16 protein-coding genes are annotated in these 18,223 nt (G+C 68.9%); all 16 read left to right on the top strand.

What is annotated here, in order from left to right; all coding sequences use genetic code 11:
- Positions 1-210 precede the first annotated feature (210 nt).
- Genes ACFFIO_RS03600 through ACFFIO_RS03675 form a run of 16 tightly spaced genes read left to right on the top strand, consistent with a single transcriptional unit; the run spans position 211 to position 18,223 of the window.
- The gene (locus ACFFIO_RS03600) at positions 211-1,839 is read left to right on the top strand and encodes a sugar transferase (protein WP_378040229.1); all 1,629 of its coding nucleotides are present in this window, start codon (positions 211-213) and stop codon (positions 1,837-1,839) included.
- Entirely contained in the window at positions 1,839-2,957 is a 1,119-nt protein-coding gene (locus ACFFIO_RS03605) for a Gfo/Idh/MocA family protein (RefSeq protein ID WP_378040230.1), read from the top strand. The genes ACFFIO_RS03600 and ACFFIO_RS03605 overlap by 1 nt, the downstream gene beginning before the upstream one ends.
- Positions 2,954-4,006 (top strand): dTDP-glucose 4,6-dehydratase, encoded by a 1,053-nt coding sequence (locus ACFFIO_RS03610; RefSeq protein ID WP_378040231.1) that lies wholly within the window; start codon positions 2,954-2,956, stop codon positions 4,004-4,006. The genes ACFFIO_RS03605 and ACFFIO_RS03610 overlap by 4 nt, the downstream gene beginning before the upstream one ends.
- Positions 4,007-4,023: 17 nt before the next feature.
- Entirely contained in the window at positions 4,024-5,187 is a 1,164-nt protein-coding gene (locus ACFFIO_RS03615; RefSeq protein ID WP_378040307.1) for a DegT/DnrJ/EryC1/StrS family aminotransferase, read from the top strand.
- Between the two features lie 2 nt (positions 5,188-5,189).
- A complete protein-coding gene (locus ACFFIO_RS03620; protein ID WP_378040232.1) occupies positions 5,190-5,894 on the top strand; it encodes an acetyltransferase in 705 nt (234 codons plus the stop codon).
- Positions 5,891-7,087, top strand: a complete 1,197-nt coding sequence (locus tag ACFFIO_RS03625) for a glycosyltransferase family protein (RefSeq protein WP_378040233.1) — start codon at positions 5,891-5,893, stop codon at positions 7,085-7,087. The genes ACFFIO_RS03620 and ACFFIO_RS03625 overlap by 4 nt, the downstream gene beginning before the upstream one ends.
- Entirely contained in the window at positions 7,084-8,010 is a 927-nt protein-coding gene (locus ACFFIO_RS03630) for a DUF6492 family protein (RefSeq protein WP_378040234.1), read from the top strand. The genes ACFFIO_RS03625 and ACFFIO_RS03630 overlap by 4 nt, the downstream gene beginning before the upstream one ends.
- Positions 8,007-9,215 (top strand): DegT/DnrJ/EryC1/StrS family aminotransferase, encoded by a 1,209-nt coding sequence (locus tag ACFFIO_RS03635; protein WP_378040235.1) that lies wholly within the window; start codon positions 8,007-8,009, stop codon positions 9,213-9,215. Before ACFFIO_RS03630 ends, ACFFIO_RS03635 begins: the two co-directional genes overlap by 4 nt.
- Complete coding sequence (locus ACFFIO_RS03640) at positions 9,212-10,381, top strand: glycosyltransferase (protein ID WP_378040236.1); 1,170 nt, start codon at positions 9,212-9,214, stop codon at positions 10,379-10,381. Before ACFFIO_RS03635 ends, ACFFIO_RS03640 begins: the two co-directional genes overlap by 4 nt.
- The gene (locus tag ACFFIO_RS03645) at positions 10,378-11,967 is read left to right on the top strand and encodes a lipopolysaccharide biosynthesis protein (protein ID WP_378040237.1); all 1,590 of its coding nucleotides are present in this window, start codon (positions 10,378-10,380) and stop codon (positions 11,965-11,967) included. Before ACFFIO_RS03640 ends, ACFFIO_RS03645 begins: the two co-directional genes overlap by 4 nt.
- On the top strand, positions 11,964-13,127 hold the full coding sequence (locus ACFFIO_RS03650; protein ID WP_378040238.1) for a glycosyltransferase family 2 protein: 1,164 nt from the start codon (positions 11,964-11,966) through the stop codon (positions 13,125-13,127). The genes ACFFIO_RS03645 and ACFFIO_RS03650 overlap by 4 nt, the downstream gene beginning before the upstream one ends.
- Positions 13,124-14,434 carry a CgeB family protein gene (locus ACFFIO_RS03655; protein ID WP_378040239.1) on the top strand — a complete coding sequence of 437 codons (1,311 nt, stop codon included), beginning with the start codon at positions 13,124-13,126 and terminating at the stop codon, positions 14,432-14,434. Before ACFFIO_RS03650 ends, ACFFIO_RS03655 begins: the two co-directional genes overlap by 4 nt.
- Positions 14,431-14,667, top strand: a complete 237-nt coding sequence (locus tag ACFFIO_RS03660) for a hypothetical protein (protein WP_378040240.1) — start codon at positions 14,431-14,433, stop codon at positions 14,665-14,667. The genes ACFFIO_RS03655 and ACFFIO_RS03660 overlap by 4 nt, the downstream gene beginning before the upstream one ends.
- Positions 14,664-16,040, top strand: coding sequence for an O-antigen ligase family protein (locus tag ACFFIO_RS03665; protein ID WP_378040241.1), 1,377 nt, complete (start codon positions 14,664-14,666; stop codon positions 16,038-16,040). The genes ACFFIO_RS03660 and ACFFIO_RS03665 overlap by 4 nt, the downstream gene beginning before the upstream one ends.
- 11 nt (positions 16,041-16,051) lie before the next feature.
- Positions 16,052-16,837, top strand: coding sequence for a YveK family protein (locus tag ACFFIO_RS03670; protein ID WP_378040242.1), 786 nt, complete (start codon positions 16,052-16,054; stop codon positions 16,835-16,837).
- A gap of 54 nt (positions 16,838-16,891) precedes the next feature.
- Positions 16,892-18,223 carry a hypothetical protein gene (locus ACFFIO_RS03675; RefSeq protein ID WP_378040243.1) on the top strand — a complete coding sequence of 444 codons (1,332 nt, stop codon included), beginning with the start codon at positions 16,892-16,894 and terminating at the stop codon, positions 18,221-18,223.

The following is an 18,223-nucleotide window of genomic DNA, read 5'->3' on the forward strand; positions in this document are numbered from 1 at the left end:
CGGAAGCGAATCGAGTAGGCCGCTACGGGTGTGGGGCAGGGGCTCCCGAACCTACGCTCAAGGTGTCCGAACGGCAGGCCATCCCCGGCCCGCCTGAACGGTCACCGTCCGTCGCCACGCTCATGGGTGGCTCCCGCACCAACCCCCGGTGGGAGATCCGATGCAGTACTCCGTTGCCGCCGCGCGCCGGCATGGGCCTGGGATGTGATCATGTCCCACGCCACCGAACGCTTGATCGCCCCGCACCACCCCGCCGCCGGCATGGCACCCGGGTCTCGACGCTCGTCCCTGCGGATCGCCGTTCGCGCCATCCGCCCCTTCCGCACCCTCTGGGGAATCGGGCCCGCCGGCAGACACAGCATCGCGGCCCCTGGCGGCACCGTGGACGGGCCGGCCGCGCTCCAACTGACCGGCACCGTCCCGTCCACCTACTGGCGGGACCGCTACCGGCGCAGCGTGCTCGTGACCGACGTGGTCCTGGTCGTCCTGGCCACGGCTGTGGGCGGTCAAGTCTCCGCACTGGCCTTCACGGACCCGGACCGGCCCGCCGTGGTGGTGGCCGGCGTCGTGGCCCTGCTGTGGGTGGGCATGCTGCAACTGTTCCGGACACGCTCGGCACGGAGCATGGCCGTGGGGGCGACCGAGTACAAGCGGGTCCTCGATGCCACCGCGGCGACCGCCGGCCTCTACGCGATCCTGGCCCTGCTGGTGGGCGGAACAGGCGGCAGGTACTTCCTGCTCATCGCCTTCCCGGCCGGGCTGGCCGGACTGCTGGCGGGGCGGTGGCTCTGGCGTGTGTGGCTGCACCGGCAGCGCATCCACGGCTGCGCGCTGTCCGACGTCGTGGTGGTCGGCCAACCGGCCGACGTGCAGTACGTGCTGCGCCAGATCGAGCGGAAGTCCGGTGGCGCCTACCGGGTGGTCGGGGTGGTCCTGGACGGGGAGGCCACGTCTGAGGACGAGGAGAAGACCTCCCTCGCCTCCGGTCACGCCCCCAGTTTCCTCGGCGCCCACCACGTCACCTCCGCCGTGGCACGCCTGCACGCCGACGCCGTGATCGTGGCCGGGGCGCTGACCGGCGGGAACCAGGCCCTCCGTGATCTCGGCTGGTCCCTGGAGGCATCCCGGGCCGAGCTGATCCTGGTGTCCTCGCTGACCAACGTGGCCGGCCCGCGGATCAGCGTCCGCCCCGTGGAGGGACTGCCGCTGATGCACGTGGAGCAGCCCACCTTCGACGGCGGACGCCACCTGGTCAAGCGCACCATGGACATCGCCGTCTCCGCCGTGGCGCTGCTGCTGATGCTGCCCCTCTTCGGGGCCCTGGCGTTGATGATCCACCGGGACTCTCCCGGAGGGGTGCTCTTCGCCCAGACGCGCACCGGGCGCCGTGGGACGCCGTTCCGGATGTACAAGTTCCGCACCATGAGGGCGGACGCCGAGAAGCAGAAAGCCGCGCTCGCCCTCACCAATGAGGGCGCGGGGCCGCTGTTCAAGCTGAAGGACGACCCCCGGGTCACCCGCATCGGCACCCGGCTCCGGCACCATTCGCTGGACGAGCTGCCGCAGTTCTGGAATGTGCTCAAGGGGGACATGTCCCTCGTCGGCCCCCGGCCCCCGCTGCCGGACGAGGTGGCTGCGTATGCCGGCCACGAGGGCCGCCGGCTGTTCATCAAGCCCGGACTCACCGGTCTGTGGCAGATCAACGGCCGCTCCAACCTGGGGTGGGACGAAAGCGTCCGCCTCGATCTCTACTACGTCGAGAACTGGTCCGTCACGGGCGATCTGCAGATCATGTGGCGCACCTTCAAGGTCATGATCCAACCCGAAGGAGCGTACTGATGAGTATCGCCGCCGATTCCACCGTCAACCCCGCCCTCCGCGTCGCCGTCATCGGCGCCGGCTACTGGGGCCCCAACCTGGCCCGGAACTTCGCCATGAGCTCCGACTGGGAGCTGGTCGCCATCTGTGACATGGACCGCGAGCGGGCCGAGGAGCTGGCCCGGAAGACCGGCGAGCCGGCCGTGGTCACCTCCGTGGACGAGCTGCTCGCCGAGCACGAGGTGGACGCCGTGGCCATCGCGACGCCGGCCCGCACCCACTTTGGCATCGCCATGCAGGCGATCGCGGCCGGCAAACACGTGGTGGTGGAGAAGCCCCTGGCGGACACCACCGAGCGTGGCCGCGAGATGGTGGAGGCCGCCCGTGCCGCCGGAACCGTCCTGATGGCCGACCACACCTACTGCTACACCCCGGCCGTGCTCAAGATCCGTGAGCTCATCGCCTCCGGCGAGCTGGGTGAGATCCTCTACGTGGACTCGGTCCGCATCAACCTGGGCCTGGTCCAGCCGGACGTGGACGTCTTCTGGGACCTGGCCCCGCATGACCTCTCCATCCTGGACTTCATCCTCCCGGGCGGCCTGGAACCGGTGTCCGTCTCGGCCCAGGGGGCTGACCCGCTGCGCTCCGGGAAGTCCTGCGTGGGCTACCTGTCCCTGCCGCTAGCCAACGGCGCGCTGGCCCACGTCCACGTCAACTGGCTGTCCCCGACCAAGATCCGGCAGATGGTGATCGGCGGCAGCAAGAAGACCCTGGTCTGGGACGATCTGAACCCGCAGCAGCGGCTGAGCGTCTTCGACCGGGGCGTGGACCTGGGCCGCCAGGAGCAGGTGTTCGGGGACGCGGCCTCCCGCAAGGGCGCGGCCATCTCCTACCGCCTGGGGGACACCTGGTCCCCGGCGCTGTCCGAGTTTGAGCCCCTGGGCCTGATGGTCACCTCCTTCGCCGAAGCCATCCGCAAGGACCAGCCGGCGCCCACCGACGGCAGTTCCGCGCTGCGGGTGCTCGCCGTACTGGAGGCCGCCAGCGCCTCCCTGGCCGCCGGCGGGGCGAAGGCCCTGCTGGGCGGGGGCATCTCCTCTGATGCCGCCAAGAACACAACGATGGAGTCTGCACTGTGAAAACTGTCCAATCCACTGACACGAGCATCCTTGACGGTGCCCGGATTGTCGTCACCGGCGGAGCCGGCTTCATCGGAAGCCACCTCGTGGATGCGCTCCTGAGAGACCGGACTCCGGCCGCCGTCACGGTGGTTGACAATCTCGCCAACGGGTCAGAGGGCAACGTGCAGCACTGGCATGGCGACGACAGATTCGCGCTGAAGGTCGCCGATGTCCGGGACAGAGAGGCGATGGACGCCGTCTGTACTGGTGCCGACGTCATCTTCCACCTTGCCTGCCTGGGCGTTCGGCACAGTCTCCATTCCCCTGAGGAGAACCATGCAGTCAATGCCGAGGGGTCCCTGACCGTCGGCTTGGCTGCCCGCGACGCCGGGGTTCGACTCCTCGTTCACGTCAGCAGCAGCGAGGTTTTCGGCACAGCCCAGTACGCGCCCATGGATGAGCGCCATCCGACCTGGCCGGAAACGGTGTACGGGGCAGGCAAGCTCGCCGGTGAGGCGAATTCCCGGGCCATGTACCGGACATACGGCGTACCGACCATTGTGGCCCGCCCCTTCAACACCTATGGACCGCGGAGCCACCACGAGGGTGACAGTGGCGAGATCATCCCACGCACGATCGTCCGGCTCCTGGGAGGAACAGCTCCGGTGCTGTTCGGCAACGGGGAGCAGACCCGGGATTTCATGCATGTACTCGATACAGCCGCTGGTCTGATGGCCTTGGCCGAGTGCGGAGGGGCGGTGGGCGAGACCGTGAATCTCGGCACGGGGCGGGAGGTCAGTATGCGAACCCTGTGCGACCTCATCTCGGAGGCCGTGGGACGCTCCGACCTCGTGCCCGAGGTGCTGCCGGATCGCCCAGGTGATGTCCGCCGGCTCATCGTGGACAACCGACGAATGACCGAGTTGACCGGGTGGCGCCCCACCCAGGACTTCTCGGCTGGCATCAGCGATCTGGTCGAGTGGTTCCGCACCTGCGGCAAGAGTCCGGACGAACTGCTGGATCAAGTCTCAGCAACCAACTGGTCTGGGGAGTCGGTGCCGACGTGAGCAACCGGATTGATGTGATGAAGCCCTGGCTGGGCCCGGAGGAGACCGAAGCCGTCTCCCGGGTCATCGCCTCGGGCTGGGTCGCCCAGGGGCCCCGGACCGTCGAGTTCGAACGGGCCTTCAGCACGGCCCACGGGGTGTCCCACGGTGTGGCCACCTCCTCCTGCACCACCGCCCTGCACCTGGCCCTGCTCGTGGCGGGGGTGCAGCCCGGCGACGATGTCATCGTCCCCTCCTTCTCCTTCATCGCCACGGCCAACGCGGTGACCTATGTGGGAGCCCGTCCGGTGTTCGCGGACGTGGACCTGCTGACCGGCAACGTGACCGCCGAGACCCTGGACGCCGTGCTGACCCCCCGGACCACGGCCGTGATCGCCGTGGACCAGGGCGGCGTCCCCGTGGACCTGGACCCGATCCGGACCCTGTGCGACCGGCATTCCCTGGCCCTGGTCGAGGACGCCGCCTGCGGCGCGGGCTCCACCTACCGCGGATACCCCGTGGGGGTGGGGGCCGATGTGACCGCCTGGTCCTTCCACCCGCGCAAGCTGCTCACCACCGGGGAGGGCGGCATGCTCACCACGGACAACCCCGAGTGGGCCGCCCGCGCCCGGCGACTGCGGGAGCACTCCATGGACGTGTCCGCGGCCGAGCGGCACACGTCCGTGCTGCCCGTCCAGGAGGGCTACCCCGAAGTGGGGTTCAACTTCCGGATGACGGACCTGCAGGCGGCCATGGGCCTGGTCCAGCTGGGCAAGCTCCCGGAGATGGTCCGCCGGCGCCGTGCCCTGGCAGAGGACTACCGGGCCGTGCTGTCCACGCTGGCCGGGCTGCGTTACGTCACGGACCCGGAGTACGGCACCTCCAATTTCCAGTCCTTCTGGATCGAGGTCCTGCCCGACTTCCCGCTCAACCGCGAGGAACTGCTCGAGTGGCTGGCGGCGGATGGGATCTCCGCCCGACGGGGGATCATGGCGGCCCACCGCCAGGGCGCCTACGCCGGGCACTCGGGCCGGGTCAGCCCCCTGCCCATGACCGAGAGGCTCACCGACAACACGCTGATCCTGCCGGTGTTCCACTCCATGACCGAGGAGGAGCACCGCCGGGTGACCTCGAGCCTCAGGGCCGCCGCGGAGTCACCGCGCAACACCCGCCACCGCTCCACCAGCACGGGGAGCCGATAGCCATGACACGCATCCTGCTGGTGGCCGCCAGCGGCCTGGCGCGCGAGACGCTGGCGTCCATCCGGTCCTCGGGCCGGGACACGGTGGTGGGCTTCCTCGATGACGACGAGGCGCTGCACGGCACCGTCCTGGACGGTGTCCCCGTGCTCGGGGGCCTGGACGAAGCGGCCAGAGGCCGGGAGAAGCTGCTGCTGTGCGCCGGCCAGGGCCGTAGCCGTGCCGCCATCGAGGCCCGGTTGGCCGGGCTGGGCGTGGATGTGGGGCGCTATGCCACCCATGTGCACCCCTCGGTGGTGATCGGCGGAGGCAGCCGGATCGGAGCGGGGTCCATCCTCCTGGCCGGCTGCGTGCTGACCAGTGATGTCACCCTGGGCCGCCACACGGTGCTGATGCCGCGCACCGTGCTCACGCATGATGACGTCCTCGCCGACCACGTCACCTGTGCGGCCGGCACCACGCTGGCCGGCCGGGTACACGTGGGCTCCCGCGCCTATCTCGGCATGCAGTCATCCGTCCGGCAGGACGTCCGGGTGGGGGAGGACGCCGTCATCGGGATGGGGGCCGTGGTGCTGCAGGACGTCCCGGACGCCCAGACCTGGGCCGGAAACCCGGCCGGACCGCTCCGCAGAACGGAACCGGCCGGCGTCGTGGGCCAGAGCCCAGGCGCCCACGCCAGTCTTCGCACCCTGAAAGGAACCGCGTCATGAGGATCCTGATCTGCCCCCACCAGCTCGGCATGGGCGGAAGCCAGCTGAACGCGATCGAGATGGCCTCGGCCATGCGGCACTACGGCCACGAGCCGATGATCTACTCAGCCCCCGGCGTTCTCACGGAGCTGCTGCGGGACAGCGGCCTCGAGTGGGCCGAGGCCCCCGCCCCGGACGTTCCGGGACTGGGATGGTCCCGGCGGCTGGAGGAGATCGTCCGGGAGCGCCGCATCGAACTGATCCACGCCTACGAGTGGCGGCCCTGCCTGCAGGCGGCCTTCGGCGCCGGGCGGCAGGTCCCCCTGCTGATGTCCGTCATGTCCATGGACGTGCCCCGGTTCCTGCCCACCCACGTGCCCCTCGTCGTCGGGACCCCGGAACTCCACCAGCGGATGCTGGACCAGGGCCGCCGGGCCCACCTGCTGGAACCGCCCGTGGACATGGACCGGTACCGGACCACGGACATCGCCGCCGCCCGCGCCCGGTTCGGCATCCCGGACGGCGCCCTGGTGATCTCGATCGTCTCGATGCTCACCACGGCCCTCGAGAAGCTCCAAGGCGTGCTGGAGGCCATCCGCGTGGTGGACCGGATGGCGGCAACGCGTCCGGTGCGCCTGCTCATCGCCGGGGACGGAGAGGGTCTGCAGGCCGTTCAGCGGCGGGCGGCGGCCGTCAACGCCCACCACGGCTGGACCGTGGTGCAACCGGTGGGCTTCCAGCTGGACGCCTCCCCGGCCTACGAGGCAGCGGACATCGTACTGGGCATGGGATCCTCCGCCATCAAGGGACTGGCCCACGCCAAGCCGCTCGTGGTCCACGGCGAGGCCGGATTCTGGCGGAACCTGGACGAGACCACCGCGGCAGGCTTCCTGCACAGCGGCTGGTACGGGCGGGGCGGGGCCGGCATCCGCGACTTGACCGGGGCGTTGGAGTCCCTGGCGGAGTCGCCCGCGCGGCGCCGGCAGTTGGGCGCCTTCGGCCGGGACCTCGTGGCCACGCGCTATGACTTCGACCGGGCCGCCGAGCACCTGGCCGCCCTGTACGTGGACACGGTCCTGGGCCGGCCGCCCCGAGCGGCTGTGGCCCGGTCCCTCGCACGTTCCGCGGCCACCAGCGCCCGGTACTTCACCTCCATGCGCTTCGGGTCCGTGGTGGACCGCGAACAGTGGGCCCGGGAAGGAGCCATCGCATGAGCGACATGGCCATCATCACTCCGTCATACCGTCCCGATTTCAGCCTCTTCCAACGGCTCCACGAATCGGTAGTCAAGTACACCGAAGAAGACGTGATGCACCACATCATCGTCCCGAGCACCGATGCAGAAATGTTCCGGTCCATCGTTTCGCCACGCCTGGTCGTGTGGACCCATCAGGATGTCCTGCCTCCAGGGCTGAAATCCACGGACCGGATTGCCGCCGGGATGCGTCGGCTGCCGATCGTGCCGTCACGCATCAATTGCGCGGCCATCAACTGGCACCGACCGTGGATCCCCGTACGAGGGTGGCTCTTGCAGCAGATCTTGAAGCTGGCCATCGGCAGCCGTGTCAAGGAACGAGTTCTGCTGTTCCTCGACTCGGATGTGGTCCTCGTCCGTCCGGTGTTCAGCCGGACCTTTATCGACGAACAAGGGGCCGTCCGGCTGTACGGAAAAGCCAATGCCATTACTCCCGAGATGGAACGCCATTACCAATGGAGCCTGGCCGCCCATGAGATTTTGGGTTTGCCGTGGTTGGACGAGGGAATGTACCCGGATCACGTCGCCGGGATCGTTTCATGGGATCGGGAGGTGCTTCGCCGATGCCTACTCCGGGTCGAAGAGGTGGCAGGCCGTCGCTGGGAACAAGTCATTGCCGAACGTCGTCACTTCAGTGAGTGGATGCTCTATGGGACCTATGTGCGTCACTTCGGGTCCGACCAGGAAAAGGGATTCCAACGAGAATCGACGCTTTGCCACAGCTACTGGTCACAGACGCCCATGACTTCCAAGGAAGCTCTGGAGTTCTCGGAGGGATTCACGAATGAGGATGTAGCGGTCCATGTGCAATCGAAATCAATGACAGACCAGGACACGTTTCGCATCGTCCTGGAGCGAGTGGGAGAGGAAGAACTTGGATGACGGGATTGGTCGAGGTGACAACAACTCATGGGGGCTCTCTAGAGACCGCGCCTCCAAGGCCGACATCCATCCCCTTCGTGGACCTCGGCGCCCAGCAGCGCGAGATCGACGCCGAGGTCCAGGCCGGCCTGCGCCGCGTCTTCGACACGACGGCCTTCATCGGCGGGCCGGACGTCGAAGCGTTCGAGAAAGAGTACGCCTCCTACCTCGAGGTCTCCTCGTGCGTGGGCGTCGGCAACGGCACGGACGCCCTCGAACTGGCGCTGCGGGCCGCCGGGGTCGAGCCGGGGGGAGAGGTCATCCTCCCGGCGAACACCTTCATCGCCACCGCTGAGGCCGTCAGTCGGATCGGCGCGGTGCCCGTGCTGGTGGACGTGGACCCGCAGTACCTGCTGATCGACCCCGAGGCGGCGCTCGCCGCCATGACGGAGCGCACCCAGGCCGTCATGCCGGTTCATCTGTACGGCCAGACGGCGTTCGTCGAGCGGATCCGTCCGGAAGCCGAGCGGGCCGGCGTCGTGATCATCGAGGACGCCGCCCAAGCCCAGGGTGCCTTCCGGCACGGGCGGATGGCCGGGAGCCTGGGTCTGGCGGCCGGCACCAGCTTCTATCCGGGAAAGAACCTCGGCGCGGCCGGGGACGCGGGTGCCGTGGTGACCAATGACCCCGAGCTCGCGGCCCGCGTGCGGGTGCTGGGCGAGCACGGCAGCCCGTCCAAGTACCGGCACAGCACGGTCGGCATGAACTCCCGCCTGGATACAGTCCAGGCCGTGGTGCTGCGGGCCAAGCTGGCCCGGCTGGACCGGTGGAACGAGGGCCGCCGGGCCGCTGCGGCCCGGTACGCGGAGCTGCTGCGGCCCTTGGCCGATTCCGGTGACGTGTGGCTGCCCACCGCGGCCCACGGCAACCACCACGTGTGGCACCTCTACACCGTCCAGCTCGAGAACCGAGACGCCGTGCTGGAGGCCCTGCGCGCCGCGGGGATCGGGGCCGGGGTGCACTACCCCGTCCCCGTGCACCTCACCGGCGCCTACGAGCACCTGGGCCTGACCCGGGGAGCCTTTCCCGTCACGGAGGCCGCGGCGGACCGGCTGCTCTCCCTGCCGATCTTCCCCCACATCACGGCGGAGCAGCAGGAACGCGTCGTGACGGCCCTGGACCAGGCCATCGGCCGCAGCCGATCGACATCCGTGGCGACACCATGAGGATCATCGTCTGCCCGCATGACATGGGCATGGGGGGAAGTCAGCTCAATGCCCTTGACCTGGCGGCAGCGGTCCGGGACCGCGGCCACCACGTCATGCTGTACGCCGCACCCGGGCCCCTGATGGACCGGGCACACGTCCTGGGCCTGGACCTGACCCTGTCCAACACCGGTCTGCGCCTTTCGACGGGCTGGGCGGCCGGGCTGGTGCGGCTGGCGCGCTCGTGGCGGGCCGACGTGGTGCACACCTACGAGTGGGCTCCGTCCATCGGGGCATCCTTCGGGGCCCACGGCCTCTTCGGCGTCCCGCAGGTCATGACCGTGCTGTCCATGGAGGTTCCGCGGTTCCTGCCGCGGCACCTGGACCTGGTCGTCGGGACGCGGCAACTGTGGTCTGCCGCCGCGGAGCATCCCCACCGGCACCTGATGGGACCGCCCATCGACACGGTCGCCAATACGCCCACGGACCCGTGGCCCGCCCGGCAGGTCTTCGGGATCTCTCCGGAGGACCTGGTGATCTCCCTGGTCGGACGGATGACCACCGACCTGGACAAGTCCGGTGGCGTCATCGCGGCCATCAACGCCGTGGATCGCCTGGCGGCACGGGAGCCCGCTGTCCTGCTGGTCGCCGGCGACGGACCGGAGCTGCCACGCATCCGGGCCGTGGCCAACCGGGTCAACACCCGGCACGGTCGCCGCGTGGTCCTGACCCCGGGCAGCCTCGCGGACCCGGTCCCGGCCTATGCCGCGGCGGACATCGTGCTCGGCATGGGCAGCTCGGTCCTGCGCGGCATGGCCTTCGCGAAGCCGGCCATCGTGCTCGGGGCCGACGGCTTCTGCGAGCCGGTCACAGCCCGGACACTGGGCGCCTTCGGCTGGCAGGGCTTCTACGGCATCGGCGACGGAGGGGAGTACCCACTGCTGGCTCCTCTGACCGAGCTCGCCCGTGATGCCGCCGAGCGACGCCGCCGCGGCGAATGGTCCCGCTCTGTGGTGGAGGACCATCACAGCCTGCGCCGGGCCGCGCTGCTCCTCGACAACATCTACGGCAACGCCCGGGAACGCCGCAGCGGTGTGGCCGGCCGGACGGCCTCGCTGGCCCGCTCGGCCGCGGGGCTCGGATCCTTCCTGGCCGGTCGGATCTTGGACGGGAGCGCCGCGGCATGAGCATCCGGACCGTGCGGGCCCCCGGCATACGGAGGCACCACGCTACGACGGAGGTCCACACCACCGTCAGCGCCGGCATCCGGCGCGGCCTCGCCTGGAGCACCGTCAGCAGCATGGTGCTCCGCCTGGGGACGTTCTCAGTGGGCATCTTCCTGGCCCGGACGTTCTCCCCGGAGCAGTTCGGGCTGTATGCCGTGGTGCTGACGGTGCAGACGGTGATGATGACGCTGGCAGACTTCGGGCTGAGTTCGGACCTGATCCGCTCCGCCAACCACCGCGCCAAGGCACCCACCGTGGCCACCATGGGAGTGCTCATCTCGGCGGTCCTCACCGGGGCCATGGCCGCCGGGTCGGGCTGGCTCGCGGACGTGCTGGGCGCACCCGGAACGGGGCCGGTCCTCGCGGTGATGTCACTGACCCTGTTGATCGCCGGTATCGGTGTGGTCCCCTATGCCACCCTGCAGAGGACCTTCCGGCAGAAGCAGGTCTTCGTCATCGCGGTGGTCGACTTCGTGGTCGGCACCGTCCTGTTGGTGGCCCTGGTGCTCGGCGGCTGGGGAGTCATGGCCCTTGCCGTGTCCCGCGTGATCGCCCAACTCGTGGCCGTCATCCTGCAGTTCGTCTTGTCGGGAGAACGTCCCCGCTACGGCTTCAACCGCTCCCTCGCCAAAGGGGTCTGGCTCTTCGGGCTGCCGGTGGCCGGGGCCAACCTGTTGTCCTGGGTGCTGCTCGGGGCGGACAAGGTCCTCGTCTCCTCCCTGGCCGGTGCCACCGTACTCGGGTTCTACTTCCTGGCGTTCAACATCTCCAACTGGCCGATGAGCGTGCTCGGGCAGGTCGTCCGCTCTGTCTCCCTGCCGGCCTTCTCACGAGTCGCCTCTGGTCCGAAGGACCGCTCGCTGGCCACAGCGCTGGCCCCCGTGTGGGCCGTCTCGGTACTGGTGGGCAGCATGCTGATGTTCCTGGCGGGGCCGGTCATCGAGTTGGTCTACGGAGGCCGCTGGTTGGCCGCGGCACCCCTGTTGATGGTGCTGGCCGCCTTCGGGGCGCTGCGCACCGTCCTGGACCTGTCCACCTCCTACCTGCTGGCTCGCGGTGAGTCCGGCCGGGTGCTGCGATTGCAGGTCGCCTGGATGGTGGTGCTGCTGCCCTTGCTGGTGGCCGGCACCCTCACCGGCAGCGGCATCGGTGCCGCCGTGGGCCATGTGGCGTCCAGCATCGTTCTGCTCGCGCTGTACGCGCGCTCCCTGACCGTGGTCGGGGTGGACATCGCCGCCGTCTGGGCCGTGTTCTGGCCGCCGCTGGTGGCCGTCATTCCAGCCGCCCTCACCACCTGGCTCATCACGTTGGCCGGACCGAATCCCCTCGTGGACCTGATGGGCGGAGGCGCCGCCGGCACCGCCGTCTACGGGATGGTCCTGTATCGGTGGATGCGCCAACGGCTCTCCGAAGCACGCCTTCTGGGAGCGGACGAAGTCCTCGAGGAGGAGCCTGACACCGCTGTCCCCACCGCCCGGCCGGTCACCGTGAAGACCACTGACCCTGTTGTCCAGCACCCTGCAACCACATCGGAGGCCACGTCTTGAGCCCTGAGACCGCCGTGATCTACCACCGCACGCTCACACTGCCCACCCTGCCCACCCACCGGAACGCCGCCGCCCTCCCCGGCACCGGCCGCCCCCTGGCCGCCCCTCCGGAGACCACCGAAGTCATCGGAACGGTCACCGTGGTGATCCCGTGCTTCAACTACGGCCGATTCCTCCACGGTGCCGTCACCAGCGTGCTGTCCCAGGACGAGGTCGAGGTGGACGTGGTGATCGTGGACGACTGCTCCACGGACGACAGCATCCAGGTCGCCGAAGGCCTCGCTGCTGCCGACGAGCGTGTCCGGGTGGTGCGCCATGCGAGGAACCTGGGCGCTGTGCAGACCTTCAATGACGGCTTGGCTGAGGCGAGGGGCGAGTTCCTCGTGCGGCTGGACGCGGATGACCTGCTGACCCCGGGTTCGCTGGCCCGGGCCGTCCGCCTGGCCCGACGTTTTCCCTCCGTGGGCCTGGTGTACGGCCACCCGGTGCACTTCATGGATGGGCAGCAGCTGCCTCCGGCCCGGGGCCGGGCCACCTCGTGGACCGTGTGGCCCGGAGCCAGCTGGGTGCAGGAGCGTTGTGCGGACGGTCGCAATGTCATCACCTCGGCCGAGGTGTTGATGCGCCGCTCCGTGGTGGACCGTGTGGGGGGCCAACGGGACCTGGCCCACACCCATGACATGGAGATGTGGCTTCGGCTGGCCTCGTTCAGTGACGTCGGGTACGTCCATGGGGCGGACCAGGCGTGGCATCGGGACCACCCGGCCAGTCTTTCCGCCCGTGAGGTGGACATCGCCGTGGACCTGGCAGAACGGCGGCTGGCCTTCAGCACGCTGTTCTCGGGGGCAGTCGGCAGCCTCCCCTGGGCCGCGGAGGCGTGCCGGACGGTGATGGACCGGTTGGACCGGGAAACCTTGGAATCGCTCTCACACGAGGTGGACGCCAACGGCGGGAGCTCTCCGGTGTTCGCCCGACTGCTCGAACTCGAGCTGACCCCCACGCGGCGAAACCTGACCTCGCGTGATCGCATCCAGCGCCGTGCCGCACGCTCCCGCGGCCCAGCCGACCGCGCGATGTCCCTGAGCCGCCGGGCCGCCGCCCGGTTCCGGCGGGAACGGGAGTTCCGCAACTGGCACCAGAACGGGGTGTACTCCCGATGAGCACGAGCACGGTCATCAGGACTCTGGGCGAACGGATCCAGCGTGACGGCTGGGCCAGCGCAGCACGGTCTGCCTCCCGGAAGGCCGGCGAACTCGCCGGCCGTCGTCTGGCCTGGGACGAACCCTCGCTGCCCTTGGCAGCGGAGGACATCTACGACGCCGGCCCGGTCCCCGCCCAGCCGGGACGCACGGTGGACCGGCTGCGAGTGGGGATCGTCTGCTTCCCCCCCAGCGCCGGTTCCGGCGGGCATACGACCCTGTTCCGGATGGTCCGCGCCCTCGAGGAACGAGGACATCACTGCACCCTGGTGTTCTACGACCCCCTCGCCGGGGGCGTGGGCCGCCACCAGCCGGTGATCCGCCGTGCCTGGCCGGACTTGGAGGCGGGCATCGCCAGTGTGGACGACGGCTTCGGCAGCTACGACGCCGTGGTGGCCAGCTCCTGGGAGACCGCCCACGTGGTCGCCAGCAGGAACCGGGCCGCGATCGGCTTCTACTTCATCCAGGACTATGAGCCCTTCTTCTTCCCCCATGGGTATCTGTACGACCTGGCGGAGTCCAGTTACACCCTCGGCCTGCAGAGCATCGCACTCGGCGGCATGGTGGCCACGGAGATGCGCCGCCAGCGGGACCTGGAACCGGACCTGCTGGTGCCGTTCGGCTGCGACACCGCCACCTACCGGTTGCTGGAATCCCCAGAACCCCGGCATGGCATCGTCTACTACGCCAAGAGGACCGTGGACCGGCGGGGCTACATGCTGGCCAAGGAGACCTTGGAGCGCTTCCATCAGCTGTGCCCGGACCAGCCGATCCACATCGTGGGAGACAGGGTTCGCGGCTGGGACATCCCCGTGGAGCAGCACGGATCCGTTCCCCCCGCCGCACTGAACCGGTTGTACAACCGCACGATCGCCTCCCTGGCCATGTCCTTCACCAACGTTTCGCTGGTTCCCGGCGAACTGCTGGCCGCGGGCAACGTCCCGGTCCTCAATGATCTGCCCGGGCCCCGCCTTGACCTGGACTCGCCGGACGCCGTGTGGGTCCCAGGACGTCCGGACGACCTGGCCTCAGCGCTCGCCGAGGTGGTGCGAGTGGACGCTGCGGGCATCGCCAGTCGCGCTCGGCGCCTGGCCCTACGTCCGCGGCCGTCCTGGGCGGTGGCCCAGTCGATGACCGCGGACTTCATCGAGGACACGATACGGCGCGGCACCGTCCCGAAGCCCGGCGACCACCGCCCGCCATCAGAGCCTGCACAGAGCTCAAGCGATCGGGCCGAACTCCGCACTCACGGAAGGGATATTTCATGACCACCATGGCCGTCATCACTCCCTCCTGCCGTCCGGACCTGGCCGGATTCCGCAGACTGCACAGCTCGGTCCGTCGCCATACGGACGCTGATGTGAAACACCATGTGATCGTCCCTGGCCGGGATGCAGTCCCGGACGAGGACCGTGCCGTCCACATCCAGTCCAATACGGAGACAGACGACCGGGTCTTTGACACCGTCGTCGAGCGGCTGAGCGGGGCGTCACCGCGATGACCGCGCTCAGCACGGCCCCGGCACCGCCGGACCACCTGGCAGCTCGCCCCACGGGCGGGCCCCTGGTGCTGCGCTGGACGATGTTCCTGGTGGTGGGGTTCCCGGCCTACCTGGTCTGGGAACCGGCCGGGGCCTCGGGCGGGGTGGCCCAGCTTCTCGCACTCGCCCTGCTCGGGCTCTGGCTGGCATCGGCGGTGTTCGGACGGTTCTCCCTCCGGGAGTTCCGGCATCCGGCTCGCGTGGGCATGATGGTCTGGCTCCTGGTCTCGCTGCTGAGCTACGCCTCGCTGATGGCAGGAATGAGCGGAACCTCGACGGTGGTGGAACGTGCGGCTGCTGACCGATGGCTGCTGTTGTTGATGGCCGGGATCGGACTGACCTTGTCCATCACCCAGTGCCTGCTGACCCGCGAGGACGTCCGGCGTGCAGTGGGCTGGATGCTGGCCGGAGCCAGCGTGTCCGGCCTGGTGGCGGCGTTGCAGTTCACGACCCTGACGAATCCCGTCGACTGGCTTGCCACGTTCCTGCCGGGCTTCCAGGACAACGGGTCCGGCACGCCGTTCCAGCCGCGCGGGGCTTTCACCCGGGTGGCCGGCATGACCATGCACCCTATCGAACTGGGCGTGGTGAGCAGCATGCTGCTGCCCCTCTCGATCTGGTGGGGGCTGTACTCCACCTGGTCCAAGGCCTGGCGGCGGTGGGTCCCGGCCGTCATGTTGGCGGTCTGCTGCGTCGCCACCGTCTCCCGATCGGCCATGCTGGGCCTGTTCATCAGCGCCGCCGTGATGATCCCGTACCTTCCCCGGACCGCGCGACGGTGGGCCCTGGTGGCTGGCCCGGCTTTCCTGATCGTGCTGTTCGTGGCCATCCCGGGGATGGTGTCCACGCTGTTCGGCACCGCCACTGCGGGCAGCTCGGACCCGTCCATCACGGCCAGGACCGATGACTACCCACTGGCGTGGACGCTCGTGGTCCAGCAGCCGGTCTTCGGCCACGGGCCCGGAACCTGGATGCCCGTCAATGCCATGGACATCTTTGACAACGAATACCTCTTCACGGCCGTCACCATGGGCGCCGTCGGACTGGCCGGACTGGTGATCTACCTGTTGGTGCCCGCGCTGGCCTCGATGCTGGCGGCCCGATTCGCTCCGGACCCCGAACTGCGGCTGCTGGCGGGGAGCATTGCCGCTGCCATGTTCGTGGCCCTCGCCTCCTCGGCTGCGTTCGATTCGATGTCCTTCAACACCTTTGCCCTGCTGGTGCCGATCTTCGTGGGCTTGGCGGGCACAGTGTGGCTTCTCGTCCTGCAACAACTCAATCAGACCCCGGGGATCGAACGATCCACTGGAAACCACGCAACCCGCAAGAAATAAGGAGGTAGACCATGGATCCGCTGACAGTTGTCAAGACCATGTGGACGCACAAATGGGTCACCATCCCCCTGGTGCTGCTCACGGTTCTGGCCTGCGCCTACGGAATGTTGTGGGCTCCACGGAGCTACGAATCGAAGGCGACTTTCGCGCTGGCCATGCCATCGGTCCCCAGTGAGGAACAGTTGCAGGACGACCCGGAGCTCGCGGCCAAGAATCCGGACAATCCGTACCTCCGGTGGCGGGACACCTCTCTCCTGGCCCAGGTGGTGATTGCCAGGGTGAACTCCACCGAGGTGGATGAGAAGCTCGAGGAACGGGGCCTGGCCACCGAGTTCGAGCTGATGCCGCCGGATGGCACGTCCTCCGGCATGATGAACCTGACCGTGGAGGGGTCTTCACCCGAGGTGGCCACCGAGACCGTGACGTTCCTGAGCGAGGAGTTCACCCGGATCATGCGTGAGGTGCAGAAGGTCAACCAGGCCGATGACCTGTACCTGATCGAGGCCCTGCCCATCAGTGGTTCGGCACCGGCACAGGAGGTGTTCTCCAGTCGGCTCCGGTTCACGGCGGTCCTCGGCGTCGCCGGGATGGTGCTCCTGTTCGCGGCGGTCTCGCTGGCGGAGTCGATTGCGGCGAGCCGCCGCCGGACTCGGACTGACCCTGACGACTCGGCTGCGGACCGTCATGAACTCCTGCCCGACGGCCCGATCATCGACGCCGTCCCGGGCTACCGCTCTCCCCGGGAGGACCGAGTCCTGGCGGACGCCATCTCGGTTCCGCACAGTGTCAGCCGCTAGGCGAGCAGGGCTCCACGGAGCGTGGTCGTGACCGTGAGGCACGTTCGGAGACGGGTGAGGGCCACGGTCACGGCGATGGCCCTCATCCTCGTGCTCTCGGCGTGCCTTCCCGTCGGATCTGAACCGGGTACCGGGTCCAGTACCGCCCGCGGTCCGCACCTTCCGGAGGGTGTCTCGCTGGAGGAACCCGATGGCGGTACCGACTTCTTCACGGGGTTTGAGGCAGGGCTGCCGTCCGGGCCGGAGTACGTCCCGATCGGCTTGTGGCTCGGATCAGTGACCTCCTACGAGGAGGCGCTCCAAGAGCGGCAGCTTGGACTGAACCTGTACGTGGACCTGTCCGTGGATTCCGGGCTGGGATTCCTGGGTGAGGGCCAGTACGCGCTGACCTCGTGGCCCGATCCGGCCGCCAGGGGGGCCGTTCTGGGGGACGAAGTGGACATGTGGGCGGGCCCCGGACACGGGGCGTGGACGGGAAACTTCCCCGGCCAGGGCGAGATATGCGCGGTTCCGGGAACTGACTGCGGATACTCGGTGCAGGACGATCTGGCGGCGAACGTTCCCCCACACACCATGACCTACTCCAACCTGGGCAAGGGCGTGACGTTCTGGCAGACGGATGCGGAGGCTGCCGGGTTCGTCAACGGCGCCCATGATGTGGTGTCCGCGGACAACTACTGGTTCACGGACCCGAACATCTGTGGTGCCCAGGAAGGGGGGACCATGCTGGCGGAGCCCCGGGACCTGACTGAGGTGCAGTGCCGCCTGCCCGCCAATTACGGGTGGACGGTGGACCGGGTCCGGTCACTCGTGGATCCGCACGGTTCGAAGCCGGTCTGGGCGTTCGTGGAGGTGGGGCAGCCCTGGGATCTCGGCACACTGGACCCTCCTGAGGTGGCGCAGATCCGTGCAGCGGTCTGGTCCAGTCTGATCCATGGAGCGCGGGGCATCGTCTACTTCGGCCACAGCTTCGGTGGGCCGTGCCCGAGCTTCCACGTGTTGCGTGACTGTGGTGACGACCTAGCCGAGGGGCTCGCGGAGATCAACGCCGGTGTGACGGACCTGGCCCCGGTGCTCAACTCTCCCTCCCTGCGGGGCGCACTCACCGTGGAGGGTGCTGCCGACGCCGTGGTGAAGGTGCACGCAGGTGACCTCTACGTCCTGGCCACCGCGGCCTCTCCGGCACCGGGGGAGGTGTCCTTCCGCCTGGACTGTGTTCGGGCTCCGGGCGGGGAGGAGGGTGGCGCGGCACCCGCGCCTGAGGGGGCCGCCGTGGTGGGGGAGGGCCGCACCGTTCCCGTGCATGCGGGCCGTTTCACCGATACCTTCGCCGATGGCAACGCGGTCCACCTCTATCGGTTCACTGGCAACGACTGTGGACTGTGA

Source organism: Citricoccus parietis (assembly GCF_042433045.1).
GTDB lineage: Bacteria > Actinomycetota > Actinomycetes > Actinomycetales > Micrococcaceae > Citricoccus > Citricoccus parietis.

Bases quoted from the DNA above. Each gene is read 5' to 3' on its own strand.
- ACFFIO_RS03615 (WP_378040307.1), top strand. From the start codon at position 4,024: ATGAAGCCCTGGCTGGGCCCGGAGGAGACCGAAGCCGTCTCCCGGGTC.
- ACFFIO_RS03640 (WP_378040236.1), top strand. From the start codon at position 9,212: ATGAGGATCATCGTCTGCCCGCATGACATGGGCATGGGGGGAAGTCAG.
- ACFFIO_RS03630 (WP_378040234.1), top strand. From the start codon at position 7,084: ATGAGCGACATGGCCATCATCACTCCGTCATACCGTCCCGATTTCAGC.
- ACFFIO_RS03660 (WP_378040240.1), top strand. From the start codon at position 14,431: ATGACCACCATGGCCGTCATCACTCCCTCCTGCCGTCCGGACCTGGCC.
- ACFFIO_RS03665 (WP_378040241.1), top strand. From the start codon at position 14,664: ATGACCGCGCTCAGCACGGCCCCGGCACCGCCGGACCACCTGGCAGCT.
- ACFFIO_RS03670 (WP_378040242.1), top strand. From the start codon at position 16,052: ATGGATCCGCTGACAGTTGTCAAGACCATGTGGACGCACAAATGGGTC.
- ACFFIO_RS03620 (WP_378040232.1), top strand. From the start codon at position 5,190: ATGACACGCATCCTGCTGGTGGCCGCCAGCGGCCTGGCGCGCGAGACG.
- ACFFIO_RS03655 (WP_378040239.1), top strand. From the start codon at position 13,124: ATGAGCACGAGCACGGTCATCAGGACTCTGGGCGAACGGATCCAGCGT.
- ACFFIO_RS03645 (WP_378040237.1), top strand. From the start codon at position 10,378: ATGAGCATCCGGACCGTGCGGGCCCCCGGCATACGGAGGCACCACGCT.
- ACFFIO_RS03600 (WP_378040229.1), top strand. From the start codon at position 211: ATGTCCCACGCCACCGAACGCTTGATCGCCCCGCACCACCCCGCCGCC.
- ACFFIO_RS03635 (WP_378040235.1), top strand. From the start codon at position 8,007: ATGACGGGATTGGTCGAGGTGACAACAACTCATGGGGGCTCTCTAGAG.
- ACFFIO_RS03605 (WP_378040230.1), top strand. From the start codon at position 1,839: ATGAGTATCGCCGCCGATTCCACCGTCAACCCCGCCCTCCGCGTCGCC.
- ACFFIO_RS03625 (WP_378040233.1), top strand. From the start codon at position 5,891: ATGAGGATCCTGATCTGCCCCCACCAGCTCGGCATGGGCGGAAGCCAG.